Source organism: Oerskovia sp. Root918, assembly GCF_001428945.1.
In the GTDB taxonomy this organism is placed as follows: Bacteria; Actinomycetota; Actinomycetes; order Actinomycetales; family Cellulomonadaceae; genus Oerskovia; species Oerskovia enterophila.
In genome coordinates, this window is record NZ_LMJG01000002.1 from 128,686 (window position 1) to 146,321 (window position 17,636).

The 17,636-nt window shown below is 71.6% G+C and carries 19 protein-coding genes; 8 read left to right on the forward strand and 11 right to left on the reverse strand.

All coding sequences use genetic code 11. The annotated features are described in order from the left end of the window. Positions 1 to 39 precede the first annotated feature (39 nt). The gene (locus ASE27_RS05365; RefSeq protein WP_157257392.1) at positions 40 to 483 is read left to right on the forward strand and encodes a hypothetical protein; all 444 of its coding nucleotides are present in this window, start codon (positions 40 to 42) and stop codon (positions 481 to 483) included. Positions 484 to 701: 218 nt separating this feature from the next. Here ASE27_RS05365 and ASE27_RS05370 read toward each other — a convergent pair whose 3' ends face one another. The 6 genes from ASE27_RS05370 to ASE27_RS05395 form a co-directional block, all read right to left on the reverse strand. Next, positions 702 to 2,621, reverse strand: a complete 1,920-nt coding sequence (locus ASE27_RS05370) for an ABC transporter ATP-binding protein (protein WP_082608590.1) — start codon at positions 2,619 to 2,621, stop codon at positions 702 to 704. Positions 2,622 to 2,836: 215 nt separating this feature from the next. Next, complete coding sequence (locus ASE27_RS05375; protein ID WP_056647106.1) at positions 2,837 to 4,576, reverse strand: ABC transporter ATP-binding protein; 1,740 nt, start codon at positions 4,574 to 4,576, stop codon at positions 2,837 to 2,839. Positions 4,577 to 4,722: 146 nt separating this feature from the next. Continuing rightward, on the reverse strand, positions 4,723 to 5,496 hold the full coding sequence (locus ASE27_RS05380) for a TetR/AcrR family transcriptional regulator (protein ID WP_157257393.1): 774 nt from the start codon (positions 5,494 to 5,496) through the stop codon (positions 4,723 to 4,725). A gap of 128 nt (positions 5,497 to 5,624) precedes the next feature. Continuing rightward, complete coding sequence (locus tag ASE27_RS05385; protein ID WP_056647114.1) at positions 5,625 to 6,860, reverse strand: SPFH domain-containing protein; 1,236 nt, start codon at positions 6,858 to 6,860, stop codon at positions 5,625 to 5,627. A gap of 70 nt (positions 6,861 to 6,930) precedes the next feature. Further along, complete coding sequence (locus tag ASE27_RS05390; protein WP_056647117.1) at positions 6,931 to 7,380, reverse strand: NfeD family protein; 450 nt, start codon at positions 7,378 to 7,380, stop codon at positions 6,931 to 6,933. 156 nt (positions 7,381 to 7,536) lie between these two features. Beyond that, entirely contained in the window at positions 7,537 to 8,322 is a 786-nt protein-coding gene (locus ASE27_RS05395) for an ABC transporter ATP-binding protein (RefSeq protein WP_056647120.1), read from the reverse strand. 27 nt (positions 8,323 to 8,349) lie between these two features. Here ASE27_RS05395 and ASE27_RS05400 point away from each other — a divergent pair, with 27 nt between their 5' ends. Further along, complete coding sequence (locus ASE27_RS05400; RefSeq protein ID WP_056647124.1) at positions 8,350 to 9,189, forward strand: hypothetical protein; 840 nt, start codon at positions 8,350 to 8,352, stop codon at positions 9,187 to 9,189. On the opposite strand, the gene glgA is transcribed toward ASE27_RS05400, so the two are convergent. Beyond that, complete coding sequence (gene glgA, locus ASE27_RS05405; protein ID WP_056647127.1) at positions 9,153 to 10,373, reverse strand: glycogen synthase; 1,221 nt, start codon at positions 10,371 to 10,373, stop codon at positions 9,153 to 9,155. The genes ASE27_RS05400 and glgA overlap by 37 nt on opposite strands. 136 nt (positions 10,374 to 10,509) lie before the next feature. Between glgA and ASE27_RS05410 the strand changes: the two genes are divergently transcribed. The 3 genes from ASE27_RS05410 to ASE27_RS05420 are packed head-to-tail and all read left to right on the forward strand — an operon-like array spanning position 10,510 to position 12,939. Continuing rightward, positions 10,510 to 11,748 carry a glucose-1-phosphate adenylyltransferase gene (locus ASE27_RS05410; protein WP_056647129.1) on the forward strand — a complete coding sequence of 413 codons (1,239 nt, stop codon included), beginning with the start codon at positions 10,510 to 10,512 and terminating at the stop codon, positions 11,746 to 11,748. After that, positions 11,741 to 12,418, forward strand: coding sequence for a phosphoserine phosphatase SerB (gene serB, locus ASE27_RS05415; RefSeq protein ID WP_255354362.1), 678 nt, complete (start codon positions 11,741 to 11,743; stop codon positions 12,416 to 12,418). Before ASE27_RS05410 ends, serB begins: the two co-directional genes overlap by 8 nt. 2 nt (positions 12,419 to 12,420) lie before the next feature. Beyond that, a complete protein-coding gene (locus ASE27_RS05420; RefSeq protein WP_056647132.1) occupies positions 12,421 to 12,939 on the forward strand; it encodes an HAD domain-containing protein in 519 nt (172 codons plus the stop codon). A 44-nt stretch (positions 12,940 to 12,983) separates the two neighbouring features. Here the strand turns inward: ASE27_RS05420 and ASE27_RS05425 are convergent, their stop codons facing one another. The 4 genes from ASE27_RS05425 to ASE27_RS05440 all read right to left on the reverse strand — a co-directional run bounded on the left by ASE27_RS05425 (position 12,984) and on the right by ASE27_RS05440 (position 15,635). After that, positions 12,984 to 13,289, reverse strand: a complete 306-nt coding sequence (locus ASE27_RS05425) for a hypothetical protein (RefSeq protein WP_056647135.1) — start codon at positions 13,287 to 13,289, stop codon at positions 12,984 to 12,986. A 135-nt stretch (positions 13,290 to 13,424) separates the two neighbouring features. Beyond that, on the reverse strand, positions 13,425 to 13,994 hold the full coding sequence (locus ASE27_RS05430; RefSeq protein ID WP_322788294.1) for a histidine phosphatase family protein: 570 nt from the start codon (positions 13,992 to 13,994) through the stop codon (positions 13,425 to 13,427). A gap of 14 nt (positions 13,995 to 14,008) precedes the next feature. Beyond that, positions 14,009 to 14,776 (reverse strand): enoyl-ACP reductase FabI, encoded by a 768-nt coding sequence (fabI, locus tag ASE27_RS05435; RefSeq protein ID WP_056647143.1) that lies wholly within the window; start codon positions 14,774 to 14,776, stop codon positions 14,009 to 14,011. A gap of 130 nt (positions 14,777 to 14,906) precedes the next feature. After that, positions 14,907 to 15,635, reverse strand: a complete 729-nt coding sequence (locus ASE27_RS05440; RefSeq protein ID WP_056647146.1) for a beta-ketoacyl-ACP reductase — start codon at positions 15,633 to 15,635, stop codon at positions 14,907 to 14,909. A 172-nt stretch (positions 15,636 to 15,807) separates the two neighbouring features. On the opposite strand from ASE27_RS05440, the gene ASE27_RS20565 reads away from it, so the two are divergent. Genes ASE27_RS20565 through ASE27_RS05455 form a run of 3 tightly spaced genes read left to right on the forward strand, consistent with a single transcriptional unit; the run spans position 15,808 to position 17,550 of the window. Further along, positions 15,808 to 16,275, forward strand: coding sequence for a DUF3099 domain-containing protein (locus tag ASE27_RS20565; protein WP_235535363.1), 468 nt, complete (start codon positions 15,808 to 15,810; stop codon positions 16,273 to 16,275). Next, positions 16,268 to 16,516 carry a hypothetical protein gene (locus tag ASE27_RS05450; RefSeq protein ID WP_056647148.1) on the forward strand — a complete coding sequence of 83 codons (249 nt, stop codon included), beginning with the start codon at positions 16,268 to 16,270 and terminating at the stop codon, positions 16,514 to 16,516. Before ASE27_RS20565 ends, ASE27_RS05450 begins: the two co-directional genes overlap by 8 nt. Next, positions 16,513 to 17,550: an SURF1 family protein gene (locus tag ASE27_RS05455; protein WP_235535364.1), complete on the forward strand. Its 1,038-nt coding sequence runs from the start codon at positions 16,513 to 16,515 to the stop codon at positions 17,548 to 17,550. The genes ASE27_RS05450 and ASE27_RS05455 overlap by 4 nt, the downstream gene beginning before the upstream one ends. Positions 17,551 to 17,636: the final 86 nt, after the last annotated feature.

The following is a 17,636-nucleotide window of genomic DNA, read 5'->3' on the forward strand; positions in this document are numbered from 1 at the left end:
CATACTTTCACCCGGGTTCCCGCGTGATTTCATGGATCCATGAGAAAGCAGATGCTGGCACTTGCGGCTGTGGGCGCTATCGCGCTCCTGAGCGCGTGCGCGACCGACACGGCAACCGACAGCGGTTCCTCGCCCGACGAGACCCCCACGGGCGCCACGAGCGCCGAGGTGTGCGCGAAGTACTTCGACGGCGGTGACCAGTCGCTCGCGCAGCGCGTCACCGACGAGCTCGAGTACGACATGACCGCCCTCACCGAGGACGAGTCGAACGCCATGCGCAGCACCAACATCCAGCTCGAGGCCGTCCTGCGCCTCGCTGGTCCGGAGGACGCCAACGCCCTCATCAGCAGCATCAAGACCCCGTTCCAGATGGCCGACGACCTCTTCAAGGGCACGGGCGACAGCATCGACACGACGGGCGTCACCGAGGCCGTGGCCGAGCTCGAGTCGCTCTGCGCCGGCGCGGGCTACACCGCTTCCTGACGCTCCACCCCAGATCACGCCCGCGACCCGGGCGACACCTCGAACGCCGGTCCCGCCCAGAAGGCGGTGCCGGCGTTCGTCGTCCTACGGCACGGGGCCTGTCACACCGGTACGGGCCCGTCACACGGCGAGGCCCCGGCGACGACGTCACCGGGGCCCCACGGGTCACCGCCTCAGGCGGTCACCCTCACGCGTCACCGCCTCGCACGGTCACCAGGTCACCGGGTCATCTCGCCCTCGACGGCCTCCTCGACCGCCGCGGCCGCGAACTGGCTCTCGTAGAGCCGCGCGTACGCGCCGCCCTTCTCGATGAGCACCTCGTGGTTGCCCATCTCGACGATCGCGCCGTCCTCCATGACGAGGATGACGTCGGCGTCGCGGATGGTCGACAACCGGTGCGCGATCACGAACGAGGTCCGCCCGGCGCGCAGCGCGTTCATGGCCTGCTGCACGAGCACCTCGGTCCGGGTGTCGACCGAGCTGGTCGCCTCGTCGAGGATGAGGATCGCCGGGTCGGCGAGGAACGCGCGTGCGATCGTCAGGAGCTGCTTCTCGCCCGCGCTCACGCCCGAACCCTCGTCGTCGATCACGGTCGCGTAGCCGTCGGGCAGCGTGCGCACGAACGGGTCCACGTGCGTGGCACGCGTCGCCTCGAGGAACTGCTCCTCGGTGACCTCGACGCCGTCGGGCACGCCGTAGCGCAGGTTCTCCTCGATGGTGCCCTTGAAGAGCCAGGTGTCCTGCAGGACCATGCCGATGTTGGACCGCAGCCCGTCCCGGCTCATGGTCCGGACGTCGACGCCGTCGAGCGTGATGCGCCCGCCGTCGACCTCGTAGAACCGCATGATGAGGTTCACGAGCGTCGTCTTGCCGGCTCCCGTGGGTCCGACGATCGCGACGGTCTGGCCGGGCTCGGCCACGATCGACAGGTCGTCGATCAGCGGGCGGTCGGGCACGTAGCGGAACGAGACGTCCTCGAACGCGACCCGGCCCTGCACGTCCGTGACGACGGCCGCGGGCGAGGGGTCCGGGGACTGCTCCTCGGCGTCGAGCAGCTCGAACACGCGCTCCGCGGAGGCGACGCCCGACTGCAGGAGGTTCATCATCGACGCGATCTGCGTGATGGGTTGCGTGAACTGGCGCGAGTACTGGATGAACGCCTGGACGTCACCCAGCGACAGGGTTCCCGACGCGACGCGCAGGCCGCCGACCACGGCAACGATCACGTAGTTGAGGTTCGCGACGAAGCCCATCGCGGGCTGGATGATCCCGGAGATGAACTGCGCCTTGAAGCTCGCCTCGTAGAGCTCGGCGTTCTCGGTCTCGAACGTGTCGACGGCCGTCTGCTGGTGGCCGTAGACCTTGACGAGCGCGTGGCCCGTGTACATCTCCTCGACGTGCGCGTTGAGGCGCCCGGTCGCGGCCCACTGCTTGATGAACTGCGGCTGCGAGCGCTTGGCGATCAGGGCCGTGACGAGCACCGAGAGCGGCACGGTCACGAGCGCGATGACCGCGAGCAGCGGCGAGATCCAGAACATCATGGCGAGCACGCCGACCACGGTCAGGACCGAGGTCACGAGCTGCGACAGCGTCTGCTGGAGGGTCTGCGCGACGTTGTCGATGTCGTTGGTGACGCGGCTGAGGACCTCGCCCTTCTTCTGCCGGTCGAAGTACGACAGCGGCAGGCGACCGAGCTTGGCCTCGACCTCGGCGCGCAGGCGGCGCACCGTGCGCTGGACCACGGACGTGGTCACGCGACCCTGGATCCACCCGAACAGGAAGGACCCGACGTAGATCGCGAGGACCAGCAGCAGGATCGTGCGCAGGGCCGCGAAGTCGATGCCCTGGCCGGGCACGACGTCCATGGCCGCGAGCATGTCGGCCTGCGTGCCCTGGCCGTTGGCGCGCAGGTTCTCGACGGCCTGCGCCTTGGTCACGTCCGCGGGCATCTGCGAGCCGATCACGCCCGCGAAGATCACGTTGGTGCCGTTGCCGAGGAGCTTGGGGCCCAGCACGGCGAGGGTCACGGACAGGATCGACAGGACCGTGATGACGACGACGGCGAGCCGCTCGACACGCAGGTAGCCCGCGAAGCGCTTGAGCGAGCCCGTGAAGTCCATGGCCTTCTCGGTGGGCATGCCCATGCCGCCCATGGGGCCGTGGCCGCCGCCCTGCGGGCGTCCCTTGAGGCGTGTGGTGGACAGGTCGGGCTTGTCGCCCGCCGCGTCCGCCCCGTCCTGGGGTTCCGGAGCGTCGTGCGTCGGCGCGCCGTCCTGCACACCGCCCGACGACGTCACGAAGGTCTCGGCGTTCTTGTCGCCCGGGTTGTCGCCAGGGCGGGGGGTCTGGGTGCTCATGCTGCCTCCTGCGCCGAGAGCTGCGAGTACACGATCTCCTGATATGTCTCGCACGTCTCCAGGAGCTCGTCGTGGGTGCCGGTGCCGACGATGCGCCCGTGCTCGAGCACGACGATCTGCTCGGCGTGGCGGATGGTCGCGACCCGCTGGGCGACCAGGAGGACCGTGGCCTCGCGGGTGCGGGGTGCGAGCGCGAGCCGCAGGGCGGCGTCGGTCGCGTAGTCGAGGGCCGAGAACGAGTCGTCGAACAGGTACACGCTGGGCTTGCGCACGATCGCCCGGGCGATCGCGAGCCGCTGGCGCTGGCCGCCCGAGAAGTTGGTGCCGCCCTGGGACACAGGGGCGTCGAGCTGTCCTTCGAGATGCTCGACGAAGTCGCGGGCCTGCGCGACCTCGAGCGCCTCCCAGACCTCCTCGTCGGTCGCGTCCTCCTTGCCGTAGCGCACGTTGTCGCGCACGGTCCCGGAGAACAGGTAGGCCTTCTGGGGGACGTAGCCGATCATCGACCACAGGTCCTGGAGCGCGACGTCGCGGACGTCGGTGCCGTCGATGCGGACCGAGCCCTTGGTCGCGTCGAAGAGCCGCGGGACGAGCTGGAGCAGCGTCGTCTTGCCCGATCCCGTGGACCCGATGATCGCGGTCGTGCCGCCGGGACGCGCCGTGAACGTGAGGTCGTGGAGCACGGGGTCCTCGGCACCGGGGTACCGGAAGTCGACGTCCTCGAACGTGATGACTCCGGTGCGGTCCTCGCGGGGCGCCAGGCGGACCGGCGTCGGGGACTCGACCACGGTGGTCTCGGTGTCGAGGACCTCGCCGATGCGCTCGGCCGAGACGGCCGCGCGCGGGACCATCATGAAGATCATGGTCGACATCATCACGGCCATGAGGATGTACATGATGTAGCTGAGGAACGCCGTGAGCGCCCCGATCTGCATCCCGTCCTGGACGCGGTACGCACCGAACCACAGGACCGCGACGCTGGTCGCGTTCATGACGAGCATGACGGTCGGGAACATCAGCGCCATGAGCTTGCCGACCCGCAGCGAGGTGTCGTAGAGCCGGTCGTTGGCGACCGCGAAGCGCTCCTCCTCGCGACGCTCGCGCACGAACGCCCGGATGACGCGGATGCCGGAGATCTGCTCGCGCAGCACCCCGTTGATCGCGTCGATGCGCTTCTGCATCTTGCGGAAGTACGGCACCATGCGCGAGATGATCAGCCCCACGACGACCCCGAGCACGGGCACCACGACCAGGAGCAGCGCCGAGAGCTCGACGTCCTCCTGGAGCGCCATGATGACGCCGCCCACGAGCATGATGGGCGCCATGACCATGATGGTGAAGCCCATGAGCACGACCATCTGGACCTGCTGGACGTCGTTCGTGGTGCGGGTGATGAGCGACGGGGCACCGAGCACACCCATCTCCTGCGCGGAGAACGACTGGACGCGCGTGAAGAGCCCGTTGCGCACGTCCCGCCCGAACGACATGGCGACCTTGGCGCCGAAGTACACCGCGACGATCGCGCAGATCACCTGCCCGAGGCTGATCGCGAGCATGACGCCGCCCGTGCGCATGATGTAGGCGGTGTCGCCCTGCGTGACGCCCTTGTCGATGATGTCGGCGTTGAGGCTGGGCAGGTAGAGGGTCGCGATGGTCTGCACGAGCTGGAGCACGAGCAGGATCGATATGGGCGTCCAGTACGGGCGGAGGTAGGTCTTCAGGAGACGTTGGAGCATCTGGGGTGTCCTGTCGGAGGTGGGGGCGGGGCGAGCAGGTCTCAAGGTGCCCGACGGCGGAGCGCACGTCGAGCGATTTCGGCGACCTCGGCGAGAGGTCCAGCATGCGACGCCGCGGTGAGGTCCGCGACGGCAGGCCGGGCGCCTCAGGCGAGCGACGCCGTCGGGCCCGGGGCTGCAACGTGCGGGTCCGGCGGACGGACCGCCGCGTGGGGCGGGCCTACCGCGTGGGGCGGGCCCGCGCCCTGGCACGGCGCCTCGAGGACGCCGTGGAGGAACACGTCGACGATCTGGGTCGCGTCGAGCGGCCCGTCCTGGAACAGCAGCGGGCTCGCGTGGCCGTGCACGAGGAAGAAGAAGACGCTCGCGGCCACGCGGGGCTCGGTCCGCAGCTCGTCCGCGTACGGGACAAGGCTCGCCTCGATCGCCTCGACGATGTCCTGGACGGCCGACATCCGGGCGTCGCGGTGCGAGTCCGGGCCCTGCTTGCCATGGTTGCGGTGCACGTCGTCCCGGTGGCGACGGCGGGCGTCGCCCCCCGGACCGCCCGGCGGGCCGCCCCGGTCCCCCATGACCTGATGGGCGACCTGGACGATCTTGGCGGTCGCGCGCTGGCTGTCCTGGATCAGCTCGGCCAGGGCCGTGAGGGTCTCCGCGAGGGACCCGCGGTCGGCCGTCTCGCTGATCGCGCGCACGAGCGGCGCCGGGTCGAGCGCGGCCACGAGGGCCGCGTGGATCAGCTCGTCCTTGTCCTCGAACGCGCGGAAGAGCGTGCCCTCGGCGACGTCGGCCGCCTGGGCGATCTGCCGGGTCGTCACGGCCGAGCCGTAGCGCGCGAGCAGGGGGACGGTCGCGGCGGCGATCGCCGCGCGGCGGTCGTCACGGCTCATGGGTCGGGCGCGGCCCGAGGGGGTGCTCACGCCCTCGACCCTAAATGAGTGAGCACTCACTCGTCAAGGTTGCCCGACGCAACCAGATGCACGGACGCCCGAGGGGGCGCCGCGAGCGCGGCGCCCCCTCGGGCGTACGGTCCTGCTGTGGTGATGCCCTACGGGCGATCCTCCGGCGTCCCCTCGCTGGGCTCCGGCGCGTCGGTCGGGACCGCCGGCGGACCGAGCGGGCGCGGCGACGCGGTGCCCGGCTCCGGGGCCGGGGCGAAACGCTGGCCGGGGCCCCCGGGGCGCTGCCCGCTCTCCGCCTGCGGGTCGAACGGCAGGCCCGAGTGCGTGCCCGCGCTCGTGGCGTCGGCCGTCGCGGCCTCGGCCTGACGACGGGCCTCGGCGAGCGCCTCGGCCGGGTCGACCAGTGCCGGGGTGCCGAACTTGACGCGGTCCCGGTCGCGCTCGCGGCGCGCCGCCTCGGAGGGCTCGTACCCTTCGCCGGACGGCGTGGGCGCACCGCCGCCGAAGCCCTGCGCGATGGATCCCAGCGCCGCGGTGAACTCGGTGGGGACGACCCACAGCTTGCTCGCGGTGCCGTCGGCGATCTTGGGCAGCATCTGCAGGTACTGGTAGGCGAGCAGCTTGGGGTCCGCGTCGCCCTCGTGGATCGCGTCGAAGACCTGCAGGATGGCCCGCGCCTCACCCTCGGCGTTCAGGATCGCGGCCTGCGCATTGCCCTCTGCGCGCAGGATCGCGGCCTGCTTCTCGCCCTCTGCGGTCAGCACCTGGGACTGCTTGATGCCCTCGGCCGTGAGGATCGTGGCGCGACGGTCACGCTCGGCGCGCATCTGCTGCTCCATGGAGCCCTGCACGCTCGCGGGCGGGTCGATCGACTTGAGCTCGACGCGGTTGACGCGCACGCCCCAGCGCCCCGTCGCCTCGTCGAGCACGCCGCGGAGCTGGCCGTTGATCTGGTCGCGGCTCGTGAGGGTCTGCTCGAGGTCCATGGAGCCGACGACGTTGCGCAGCGTGGTGACCGTGAGCTGCTCGATGCCCTGGATGTAGTTGGCGATCTCGTAGACCGCCGACTTGGGCTCGGTGACCTGGAAGTAGATGACCGTGTCGATGCTGACCACGAGGTTGTCCGAGGTGATCACGGGCTGCGGGGGGAACGAGACCACCTGCTCGCGCAGGTCGACACCCGCACGCACGCGGTCCACGAACGGGATCAGCAGGTGCAGACCGGGCTCGAGCGTGCTCGAGTAGCGACCCAGCCGCTCGATGATCAGCGCAGTGGCCTGCGGGACGATCCGCACCGCCTTGACGAGCGCGATGATCACGAACAGCAGGATCAGCCCGAGCACGATGTAGACGGCGATCATTCCGGGTTCTGGTTCAGTCATCGATCTTTCTCCTGAGGATGCTTCTCGGCGGAAGGGCGGGGCGGACGGAGCGACGGCTGGACGGACGGGCTCAGACGGTGTGGCTGTCGGAGGCGACCGACTGCACCACGGCCGTGGCCCCGTCGATGCGGACCACACGGACCTCGGTACCGGTCGCCAGCTCGGGCGACCCGTCCACGGTCCGGGCGCTCCAGATCTCGCCCTGGAGCTTGACGCGGCCGCCCAGCTCGGTCACCCGGGATACGACGACGGCGGACCGACCCACCTGGGCGGCGGCGCCGGTCTCGGTGAGCGGCATGCGGTGACGCAGGTGGCGCAGCAGCCACGGGCGCAGCGAGAACAGGAGAGCGGCCGAGACGACCGCGAAGGTGATGATCTGCAGCCACAGGGGACCGCCGGCCGCGTTGACCCCAGCGGCTGCGAACGCTCCCCCGGCGAACATGATGAGCACCAGGTCGAGCGAGATGATCTCGATCAGGACGAAGAGGAGACCTGCTCCGACCCACCACAACCAGTCCATGACGGTTCCTTCCGTCGTGCGGCTCGTCCTGCGCGTCGTGGACGCGTCGACATCACCTGCGTTGACACCACCTGCGTTCTTTGCCCAGATTTTACCGGAAGAACGAGTTCCGTGCACCTATCGGGCGTGTCGGACGCGGGGCGTCCGGGCCCCGCGTCAGCGCGCCGCGCGCGCCATCCAGCGACCGCCGCCGTGCGCGACGAACAGCGGCAGGCCGAACGCCGCGCTCAGGTTCTCCGCCGTCAGGACCTCGTGCAACGGACCGGCGCGGTGGACGCCGCCGTCCTTGAGCAGCAGGACGTGCGTGAAGCCCGGCGGGATCTCCTCGACGTGGTGCGTCACGAGGACCAGCACGGGCGAGGCAGGGTCCGCAGCAAGCTCCGAGAGTGCCCCGACGAGCTCCTCGCGCCCGCCCAGGTCCAGGCCGGCGGCGGGCTCGTCGAGCAGCAGCAGCTCCGGGTCGGTCATGAGCGCGCGGGCGATCTGCACGCGCTTGCGCTCACCCTCGCTCAGCGTGCCGAACAGTCGGTCGGCCAGCGGCAGCACGTCGAAGGCCGCGAGCAGGTCGTCGGCACGCTCGGTGTCGAACTCCTCGTACGTCTCCGTCCAGCGGCCCGTGACGCCGTAGGCCGCGGTGACCACCACGTTGCGGACGGTCTCCGAGGCCGGGATCTGCTCCGCGAGCGCCGCGCTCGCCAGGCCGATGCGGGGCCGCAGCCCGAACACGTCGGTGCGGCCCATCCGCTCGCCGAGCAGGTCCGCGCTGCCCGCGGTGGGGTGCATGCGTGCTGCCGCGATCTGCAGCAGGGTCGTCTTGCCCGCGCCGTTGCGGCCCAGGATCACCCACCGCTCGCCCTCGTTCACCTGCCAGTCCACGGAGTCGAGGATGGTCTTCGTGCCACGGCGCACCGTGACTGCCTGCAGGTCCAGAACCGAGCTCATGGGACACGACCCTATAGGTTGGCGGACGTGGAATCCCACTCTGCCCTCGCGCTCCCCCGTACCGTCGTCCTCGCCCTGTGGTCGCAGGCGCTCGGCCCGCAGGCCGACGAGCCGGTCGATCCCGACGGCCCCGGCACGGCCCTCGTGCGCCGCGCGGTCGCCGCGGTGCGGCTCGACGACGAACCGCACACGGTCGAGGGCGACGGGACGGCCTCGACCCTGACCGACCTGGTCGCCCGCTGGACCCGTTCGCCGTTCGAGGTGTGCGCGGTGCTGCCGGCCCCCGGCGACCCGCTCGGCGTGCCGTCGGTCGTGAGCGCCGACGCGACCGACGCCGAGGAGTGCCTGCTCGTGCAGTCCCCCGAGGGCGCCTGGGCGCTCGTGCCCGAGGTCACGGCGTTCGGGAGCGTCTACGAGACGGGGCACCTCGTCACGTGGCGCATGACGCCCGTGCCGACGTGGCGCACCCAGGTGCTCGCCGCCGTCGGGACCCTCGCGGACGCCGAGCGCGACCTGCGCGTGGCCCTGCTCACCGCGACCGAGGCCCTGGCCTCGCTCGACGTCGCCCGCTGGCGCGAGGACGCGGCCGAGACGATCGCGTCGCTGCGGTCCACGACCCCCCCGGACTGGCCGCTGCCCGCGGCCCGCTCGGAGTCGGACGCGCGCCGCGTGCGCGTGCTCGCCCAGGCCGCGCGGCTGCGGGCCATCGTGGACCTGGCCACGGCCGACGACGGCGGCGCGGTCAACCTCTGGCAGGCCGACCAGCGCTCGACCGCCCTGCGCGAGGTCGACCGTGCCGCGCGGCGGGCCATGTCCGCCGCGACGGCCCGCTACGCGGCGGGACCGGACCCGAGCACGCTGCGGTAGACCTCGAGCGTGCGGTCCGCGATCGCGTCCCACGCGAAGTGCTCCTCGACGCGCGTCCGGGCCGCTCGACCCATCTCGCGCGCCCGCTCCGGGTCGGAGACGACCGCGACGAGCGCAGCGGCGAGGTCGGCGACGAACGTGTCCGGGTCCACGGGCGTGCCCGTCCCGTCGTCGACCTGCTCGATCGGGACCAGGTGGCCCGTGACGCCGTCGTCGATGACCTCGGGGATGCCCCCGGTCGCCGAGCCGACGACGGGCAGGCCCACGGCCATGGCCTCGAGGTTCACGATCCCCAGCGGCTCGTAGACCGAGGGGCACACGAACACGGTCGAGGCCGCCAGGACCGCCACGAGCTCCTCGCGCGGGAGCATCTGCTCGATCCACACGACCCCGGTGCGCTGCTCGGCGAGGCGCGCGACGGCCTCGCTCACCTCGGTCGCGATCTCGGGGGTGTCGGGTGCGCCCGCGCACAGGATCAGCTGGACCTCCGGAGGGAGCTGCGCGGCCGCGCGCAGCAGGTACGGCAGGCCCTTCTGGCGGGTGATGCGCCCGACGAAGACCACGGCCGGGCGCTCGGGGTCGATCCCGAGGTCGCGGACCACGCGGTCCGCCGCGGCGACCTGGGCCTCGGACCCGGGGCGACGCCAGCCGTCGAGGTCGATCCCGTTGTGGACCACGTGCACCTTGGCCGGGTCGACGTCCGGGTAGCAGCGCAGGATGTCCGCGCGCATGCCGGCCGAGACAGCGATGATGCCGGCCGCGGCCTCGTAGGCCGTCTTCTCGGCCCAGCCCGACAGCGCGTAGCCGCCCCCGAGCTGCTCGGCCTTCCACGGTCGCAGCGGCTCGAGCGAGTGCGCGCTGAGGACGTGCGGGATCCCGTGCAGGAGCGAGGCCAGGTGGCCGCCGAGGTTCGCGTACCAGGTGTGCGAGTGCACGAGGTCGGCTCCTGCGACGTCGTCGGCCATCGCCAGGTCCACGCCGAACGTCCCCAGCACGGGGTTCGCCGAGGAGAGCGAGCCGGGCACCGAGTACCCCGTGACCCCCTCCTCGCTGCGGGGTCCGTCGAAGCTGCGCACGCGCACGTCGATGCGTTCGCGCAGCACACGGGACAGCTCGGCGACGTGGACGCCCGCGCCTCCGTAGACGTAGGGCGGGTACTCACGGGTCAGCAGGTCGACTCTCACGCGGCACACGCTAGCGCGCTCGGCAGGGCCCGTGCGCACGGCAGGCCGCCCGCGACGCTCTCGCACCGCGAATCACCCGCGACCAACACGTGGTTCGGTCCCCACGAACACCGGCCGAGGCCATAAGGTTCTGCCCATGGCCGCCCCACGTGTCCTCGCAATCGTCCTCGCCGGTGGCGAGGGCAACCGGCTCATGCCGCTCACCGCCCACCGCGCCAAGCCGGCCGTCCCGTTCGGCGGTATCTACCGCCTGGTCGACTTCGCGCTGTCGAACCTGGTGAACTCGCACTACCTGCACATCGTCGTGCTGACGCAGTACAAGTCCCACAGCCTCGACCGCCACATCACCAAGACGTGGCGCATGTCGTCGTTGCTCGGGAACTTCGTCGCGCCGGTGCCGGCGCAGCAGCGGGTGGGCAAGCACTGGTACCTCGGCAGCGCCGACGCGATCTACCAGTGCCTGAACATCATCGAGGACGAGCGCCCCGACATCGTCGTGGTCGTCGGTGCGGACCACGTGTACCGCATGGACTTCTCCCAGATGGTCGACGCCCACATCGCGTCGGGGGCCGAGCTGACCGTCGCGGGCATCCGCCAGCCCATCTCGATGGCCGACCAGTTCGGGGTCATCGACACGGACCCCGAGGACCCCACCAAGATCCGCGCGTTCCTCGAGAAGCCGACCGACCCGGTCGGGCTCGCGGACTCGCCGCTCGAGGTCCTGGCGTCCATGGGCAACTACGTCATCAACGCCGACGCGCTCGTCGCGGCCGTCACGGCGGACGCGACCGACCCGGACTCGCGCCACGACATGGGCGGAGACATCGTCCCGGCCTTCGTCGCGCGCGGCACGGCCGGTGTCTACGACTTCATCCGGAACGACGTCCCGGGCTCCACGGACCGCGACCGCGACTACTGGCGCGACGTCGGGACGCTCGACGCGTACTACGACGCGAACAAGGACCTCATCTCGATCACGCCGGTCTTCAACCTCTACAACGACGAGTGGCCGCTGCACACCGGGTACGTGGGCCTGCCGCCCGCGAAGTTCGTCCACTCGGGGCAGGGCCGCCTGGGTCACGCCGCGGACTCGCTCGTCTCCCCCGGCGTCATCATCTCCGGAGCCACCGTGGTGGGCTCGGTCCTGTCCCCCGGCGTCTACCTGCACTCCTGGTCGTCGGTGTCCGACTCCGTCCTCATGGACGGGGTCCAGGTCGAGCGGCACGCCCAGGTCCACCGCGCGATCCTCGACAAGAACGTGATCGTCACCGAGCGCGCCCGCATCGGGCTCGACCCGGCACAGGACCGCGCCCGTGGGTTCACCGTCACCGAGTCGGGCATCACCGTCGTCCCCAAGGGAACCATCGTTGAATAGCACTGCCGCCCGTCCTGACGTCTCGACCCGCCGGCTGGTGGTCATGGACGTCGACTCGACCCTCATCACGCAGGAGGTCATCGAGCTCCTGGCGGACCACGCCGGGACCCGCGAGCTCGTCACCGAGGTCACCGAGCGCGCCATGCGCGGCGAGATCGACTTCGGCGAGTCCCTGCGCGAGCGGGTCGCGACGCTGGCCGGGGTCCCGGTCAGCGCGTTCGAGGACGTGCTCGAACGGGTCACGCTCACGCCCGGCGCCCGCGAGCTGGTCGCCGAGCTCCAGGGCCGGGGCTGGACCGTGGCCCTGGTCTCCGGGGGCTTCGAGGAGATCGTCGCCCCGCTGGCCGCGAGCCTCGGGATCACGCACTTCCGGGCGAACCGGCTCGAGGTCGTGGACGGCCTGCTCACGGGCAGGACGACCGGCCCCGTGATCGACCGCGCGACCAAGGAGGTCACGCTGCGCGAGCTCGCCGCCAGCGAGGGCGTGGACATGGCGGACACCGTCGCGATCGGCGACGGCGCGAACGACCTCGACATGATCGGCGCGGCCGGGATCGGGATCGCGTTCGCGGCCAAGCCCGTCGTGGTCGCCCAGGCACCCTTCTCCGTCCCGGGTCCGCGCCTCGACGCGGTGCTCGAGATCATCGACGCATCGCGCCGGACCGCCTGAGGGTGCGTCCGGCGTCGTCGCGACCGATCCTGTTCCTCGACGTCGACGGGACCCTGCTCCCGTTCGGTGGCCCCGGGATGCCCGTGGTCCCGGACGCACCCGCGTCCTGGACGGCGACGACGAACCCTCACCTGGCACGGGTCGACCGGGCGCTGGGCACCCTCCTGACCGGGCTGGGGTGCGAGCTGATGTGGGCCACGGCGTGGATGCACGACGCGAACGAGGTGATCGCGCCGCTGCTGGGGTTGCCGCAGCTGCGGGTCGCCGATCTGCCCGCCTACGACGGCGACCACGGCGCCGACAACCTGCAGTGGAAGACGAAGGCGCTGGTCCGGATCGCGGACGGACGTCCGTTCGTCTGGATCGACGACGTCATCGGGCACGCCGACCGGTGGTGGGTCGAGCTCGAGCATCCCGGTGCCGCCCTGCTCCACCAGGTCGAGCCTGCGGTCGGGGTGACCTCGACCGACATCGCCACGATCGCCGCCTGGCTGCGAGACCTGGAGCCTCCCGTCAGTTGACGAGCGGTGGGCGAAGAGCCCGGCCAGGACGTCTGCAACCGGCTCTAGGCCGCCGGGGTGAGCGCGTCGACGAGCTGTTCGACCGTGGGCGCACCCGCGAGACCCTGCGGGGTCGGGTAGAGACGGCACGCCAGCCCGCTCACCTCCTGGTGCTCGAACAGGTCGCGCCCGTCGAGACGAAGCGTGGGAGACCCCGGGAACGCGAGAGCCGCGGCGTGCTCGTCGGTCAGGACCTCGACGAGCTCGACGGGTCGACCGGGACAGCCCGCGAGCTCTAGAGCCTGCGCGAGGTTGTCACGCGCGACCGTCCGGCTCGGACAACCTTCGAAGTACAGGAGCTCGATCGTCATGTCTCCATGGTGGCGGATCCGCGCGCCGTCGCCGGACCGCCTGAGGATCACCCCGGACCGCGAGCAGGTACGACGAAGCCCCTTCCTCTCGTCGATCGGGTGAAAGGGGCTTCGTGCTTCGCGCGGCTCGCGCCTTCAGCTCGAGGGACGCCCGACGTACGACAGGTTCGCGACCGCACCGTCCCACTCGCCCCACGGGGTCGAGGACTCCAGGACGCTGTACGTCGCCGTGGGGACCCCCACCCGGACCTGGGCGAGCGCGCCCGAGTCCGAGCCGGGGCCGGCCAGGTGCGCCGCGGTCGCTGCCATGGTCGGCTCGTGACCGACCACCAGGAGCGTGCGCACCCGGGAGTCGGCCCCTCGGACCATGTCCAGCACGTCCCGCACGCCCGCGGCATACAGGGTGTCCGTCACCACGACCTCCGGGGCGACGTCACCCAGGTGCGCCGCGAGGAGGTCCCACGTCTGGCGCGTGCGCAGGGCAGAAGAGCACAGGACGAGCTCGGGGACGAGCGCGGAGTGCGCCAGCGCGGCACCGACCCGGCCGGCCTGACGCCGGCCGTTGAGCGCCAGCGGGCGCAGGACGTCGTCGACTCCGCCGGCAGGCTCCGCCTTGGCGTGCCGGAGCAGCACCAGGCGGTGCGTACCGCCCGCCGCCCCGGAACCGGCGGCGTCGGACGCCACCGACGATCTGCCGTCTCGCACGTTCGCCCCTCTCGTCACAGCCCCATGGCGTGCACGCCGCCGTCGACGTGCACGATCTCCCCCGTGGTCGCCGGGAACCAGTCTGACAGCAGTGCGACGACCGCGCGTGCAGCGGGCTCCGCGGTCAGCTGGTCCCAGCCGAGCGGTGCGCGCGTGGGCCAGCCGTCCTCCATCTGCTCGAACCCGGGGATCGACTTCGCCGCGGTGGTGCGGATGGGGCCCGCGGAGACGAGGTTGGTGCGGATCCCCTCCGGGCCGAGGTCGCGCGCGAGGTAGCGGTTCGCCGACTCGAGCCCGGCCTTCGCGACGCCCATCCAGTCGTACACGGGCCACGCGAACTGCGCGTCGAACGTGAGCCCGACGACGGCACCACCGTTGGTCATGAGCGGCTTGGCGGCCACGGCGAGGGACTTGTAGGAGAAGGTCGAGACCTGCAGCGCGGTCGCGACGTCCTCCCAGGTCGCGGAGAGGAAGTTGCCGCCCATGACGCTCTGGGGGGCGAAACCGATCGAGTGCACGACGCCGTCGAGCGTGTCCACGTGCTCGCGGACCGCGTCGGCCAGGCCCGCCAGGTCCTCCTCGTTCGTCACGTCGAGCTGGACGACGGGTGCCTCGACCGGCAGACGCTTGGCGAACGCCTGCGTGAGCTTCATCTGGCGACCGAACGAGGAGAGCACGACCGTGGCCCCCTCCTCCTGGGCGAGCCGGGCCGCGTGGAACGCGATCGAGGAGTCGGTGAGGACGCCGGTGATCAGGAGCTTCTTGCCTTCGAGCAGACCCATCAGATTCTTCTTCCGTTCTTTCGTCGTGCGCTGCTTGAGCGTACTCATGGACGACCTGCCCGGGGTAGTTCTCGGGGGTCGTGCGGTGTGTCGGGGAGCACGCGTGCTCCCCGACGACGTCAGGTGGTGGTCAGTGCCCCATGCCGAGGCCGCCGTCGACCGGGATCACGGCGCCGCTGATGTAGCCCGCGTCGGGGGACGCGAGGAACTGCACGACACCCGCGACCTCGTCGGCCTGGGCGAAGCGTCCCGCGGGGATGTTCGCCTTGTACTGCTTCTGGCGCTCCTCGGGCAGCTCGGCGGTCATGGCCGTCTCGATGAAGCCCGGGGCGACGACGTTGGCCGTGATGCCGCGACCACCGAGCTCGCGCGTGATCGAGCGGGCCATGCCGACCAGCGCGGCCTTCGAGGCCGAGTAGTTGACCTGCCCGGGGCCGCCGTACAGGCCCACGACCGAGGAGATGAGCACGATGCGGCCGCGCCGCAGGCGGATCATGCCCTTGGAGACGCGGCGCACGCAGCGGAAGGTCCCCGTGAGGTTGACGTCGATGACGGACTCGAACTCGTCGTCGGTCATGCGCATGAGGAGCTGGTCACGGGTCACGCCCGCGTTCGCGACGAGGACCTCGACCGGGCCGAGCTCGGCCTCGATCGCCGTGAAGGCCGCGTCGACGGCCTCGGTGTCGGTGATGTCGCCCACGACGCCGAACACGCCCTCGGGCAGGTCGCCGCTGCGGTAGATCGTCGCGACACGGTCACCGTTGGCGACGAACCGCTCGGCGATCGAGCGGCCGATGCCCCGGTTGGCGCCCGTGACGACCACGGTGCGCGGGCTGGGGGAAGCGGGGGCTTCGGACACGACATCTCCTCGTTCGGGTGGCCTGGGAGGCGTCGTCCGCGGCGGGGATTCCCCCGCTCGTCCGGCACGTCGCCGCAACGACCGTACCGCGAGCGCCCGACGGCGTGCGCGCAGGGACCATCACAGGCGACCGGGGTCCTTTGTCGGGTTCCGACAAACGTAGGATGGAGGGGTGAGCAGCAACAACAAGGTGCCGAGCATCTCGGACGCACCGGAGTCGCTCGCGCAGGACCAGGCCCGGCGCACCAAGCGCTACCTCATCCAGATGGGGATCCGGCTCGTGTGCTTCCTCGCGGCCGTGATCGTCCACGGGTGGTTCTCGTTCGTCCTGATCGGGGCCGCGATCGTCCTCCCGTACGTCGCGGTGCTGCTCGTCAACGCCGGGCGGGACCAGAGGACCTACGACGTCTCGCCCATGGAGCGCCTCCAGGTGGAGGCCGCCCCTGACCACCCGAGCCTCGGGCGCGTCGTCGAGCTCGACGACGAGGGCCGGGTCCGCCGTGAGGACCCCGACTCCCCCGCCGCCCCGGACGCCCCCGCCCCGCCGCCGACCGACGAGCCTTCCGACCGGTCCGCCGCCGGCCCCGCCACTGACCGACCCACCGACCGACCCACCCAGCAGGAGCCGCACGATGGTTGACCTCCTCCACCTCGCCGACCCCGTCGACGAGGGTGAGCTGTTGTGCAGCGCCAAGGGCTGCCGCGCCGAGGCGGCGTGGGGCCTGCTGTGGAACAACCCCAAGCTCCACACCCCCGAGCGTCGCAAGGTGTGGCTCGCGTGCGACGACCACCGCGAGCACCTCGAGACGTTCCTGGGCGCCCGGGACTTCTGGAAGCAGACCGTGCCGGTCGCCGACCTGGAACGTCGGCCCGAGCTGTGACGCCTCCCTCCCCCGAGGTCCCCGACACCCCGCAGAGCGCCGAGCCTTCCAGCCCGCGGGCCCGCACCCCCGACGCGGCCGAGCTCGCCCGGGACGTCGCGCGCGACGCCAAGGCCGAGCCCCGGACGGTCCGCCAGTGGATCACGCTCGCGCTCGGCGTCCTGCTCGTGGCGGCGCTCTGCGTGCTCGCGGGCCGCTGGCAGTGGCACCGGTACGAGTCGCGATCGGCCCAGATCGAGATCATCGAGTCCAACTACGACGCGACGCCGGTCCCGCTCGCTGACGTCCTGCCAGGGCCGGGCGCCGAGCTGGACCCGCAGCGGGTGTGGCAGCAGGTCACGCTCGAGGGCAGCTACGTCCCCGAGGCGAGCGTCCTCCTGCGCAACCGTCCGGTCGGCAGCAAGGCCGGGTTCCACGTCCTGGTCCCGTTCGTCACCGAGCCCACCGACGGCAGCGAGCCGGTCGTCATGGTCGTGGACCGCGGCTTCGTCCCGCTGGGCGCCGACGCGAGCGCACCCGACGAGGTGGCCGCTCCGCCGTCGGGCCGCGTCGAGGTGACCGTGAGCCTGCGCGCCGACGAGCCCGCGTCGAGCCGCGACGCACCCGACGGGCAGGTCCAGGCCATCAACACGGCCCAGGTGCTCGCCGAGGGGCCCGACGGCGGCGCGTGGGCCGACGGGATGACCGTCGGCGCGTACGGCTCGCTCCGTGCCGAGGACCCGGCTCCCGCGGCCTCGCTGCGGGCCCTGGCCGTCCCGGACACCGATCCCGGCTCGCACCTGTCCTACACGTTCCAGTGGTTCGTGTTCGCGGCGGGCGCGATCGGCGGCTTCCTCATCCTGATCCGCCGCGAGAAGCGCGAGACCGTGACCGCGGGAGACCTGCTCGGCGAGCAGCGCGCCGCGGGCCGGACCCCCGGGGAGCCCGCTCCCCGGCGTCGGCGCGGGCCGACCGCCGAGGAGGAGGAGGACGCCCTCCTCGACGCCCAGGCGGCCGCGCACGAGCCCTCCGCGCACGACGACGCACGGACCTGACCGCCGCACCACACCCGCAGCGTCCGCCGCACCGACCCGCCCGCCGGGAACGACGAACGGCCCGCCTGCTCCAGGGAGCAGACCGG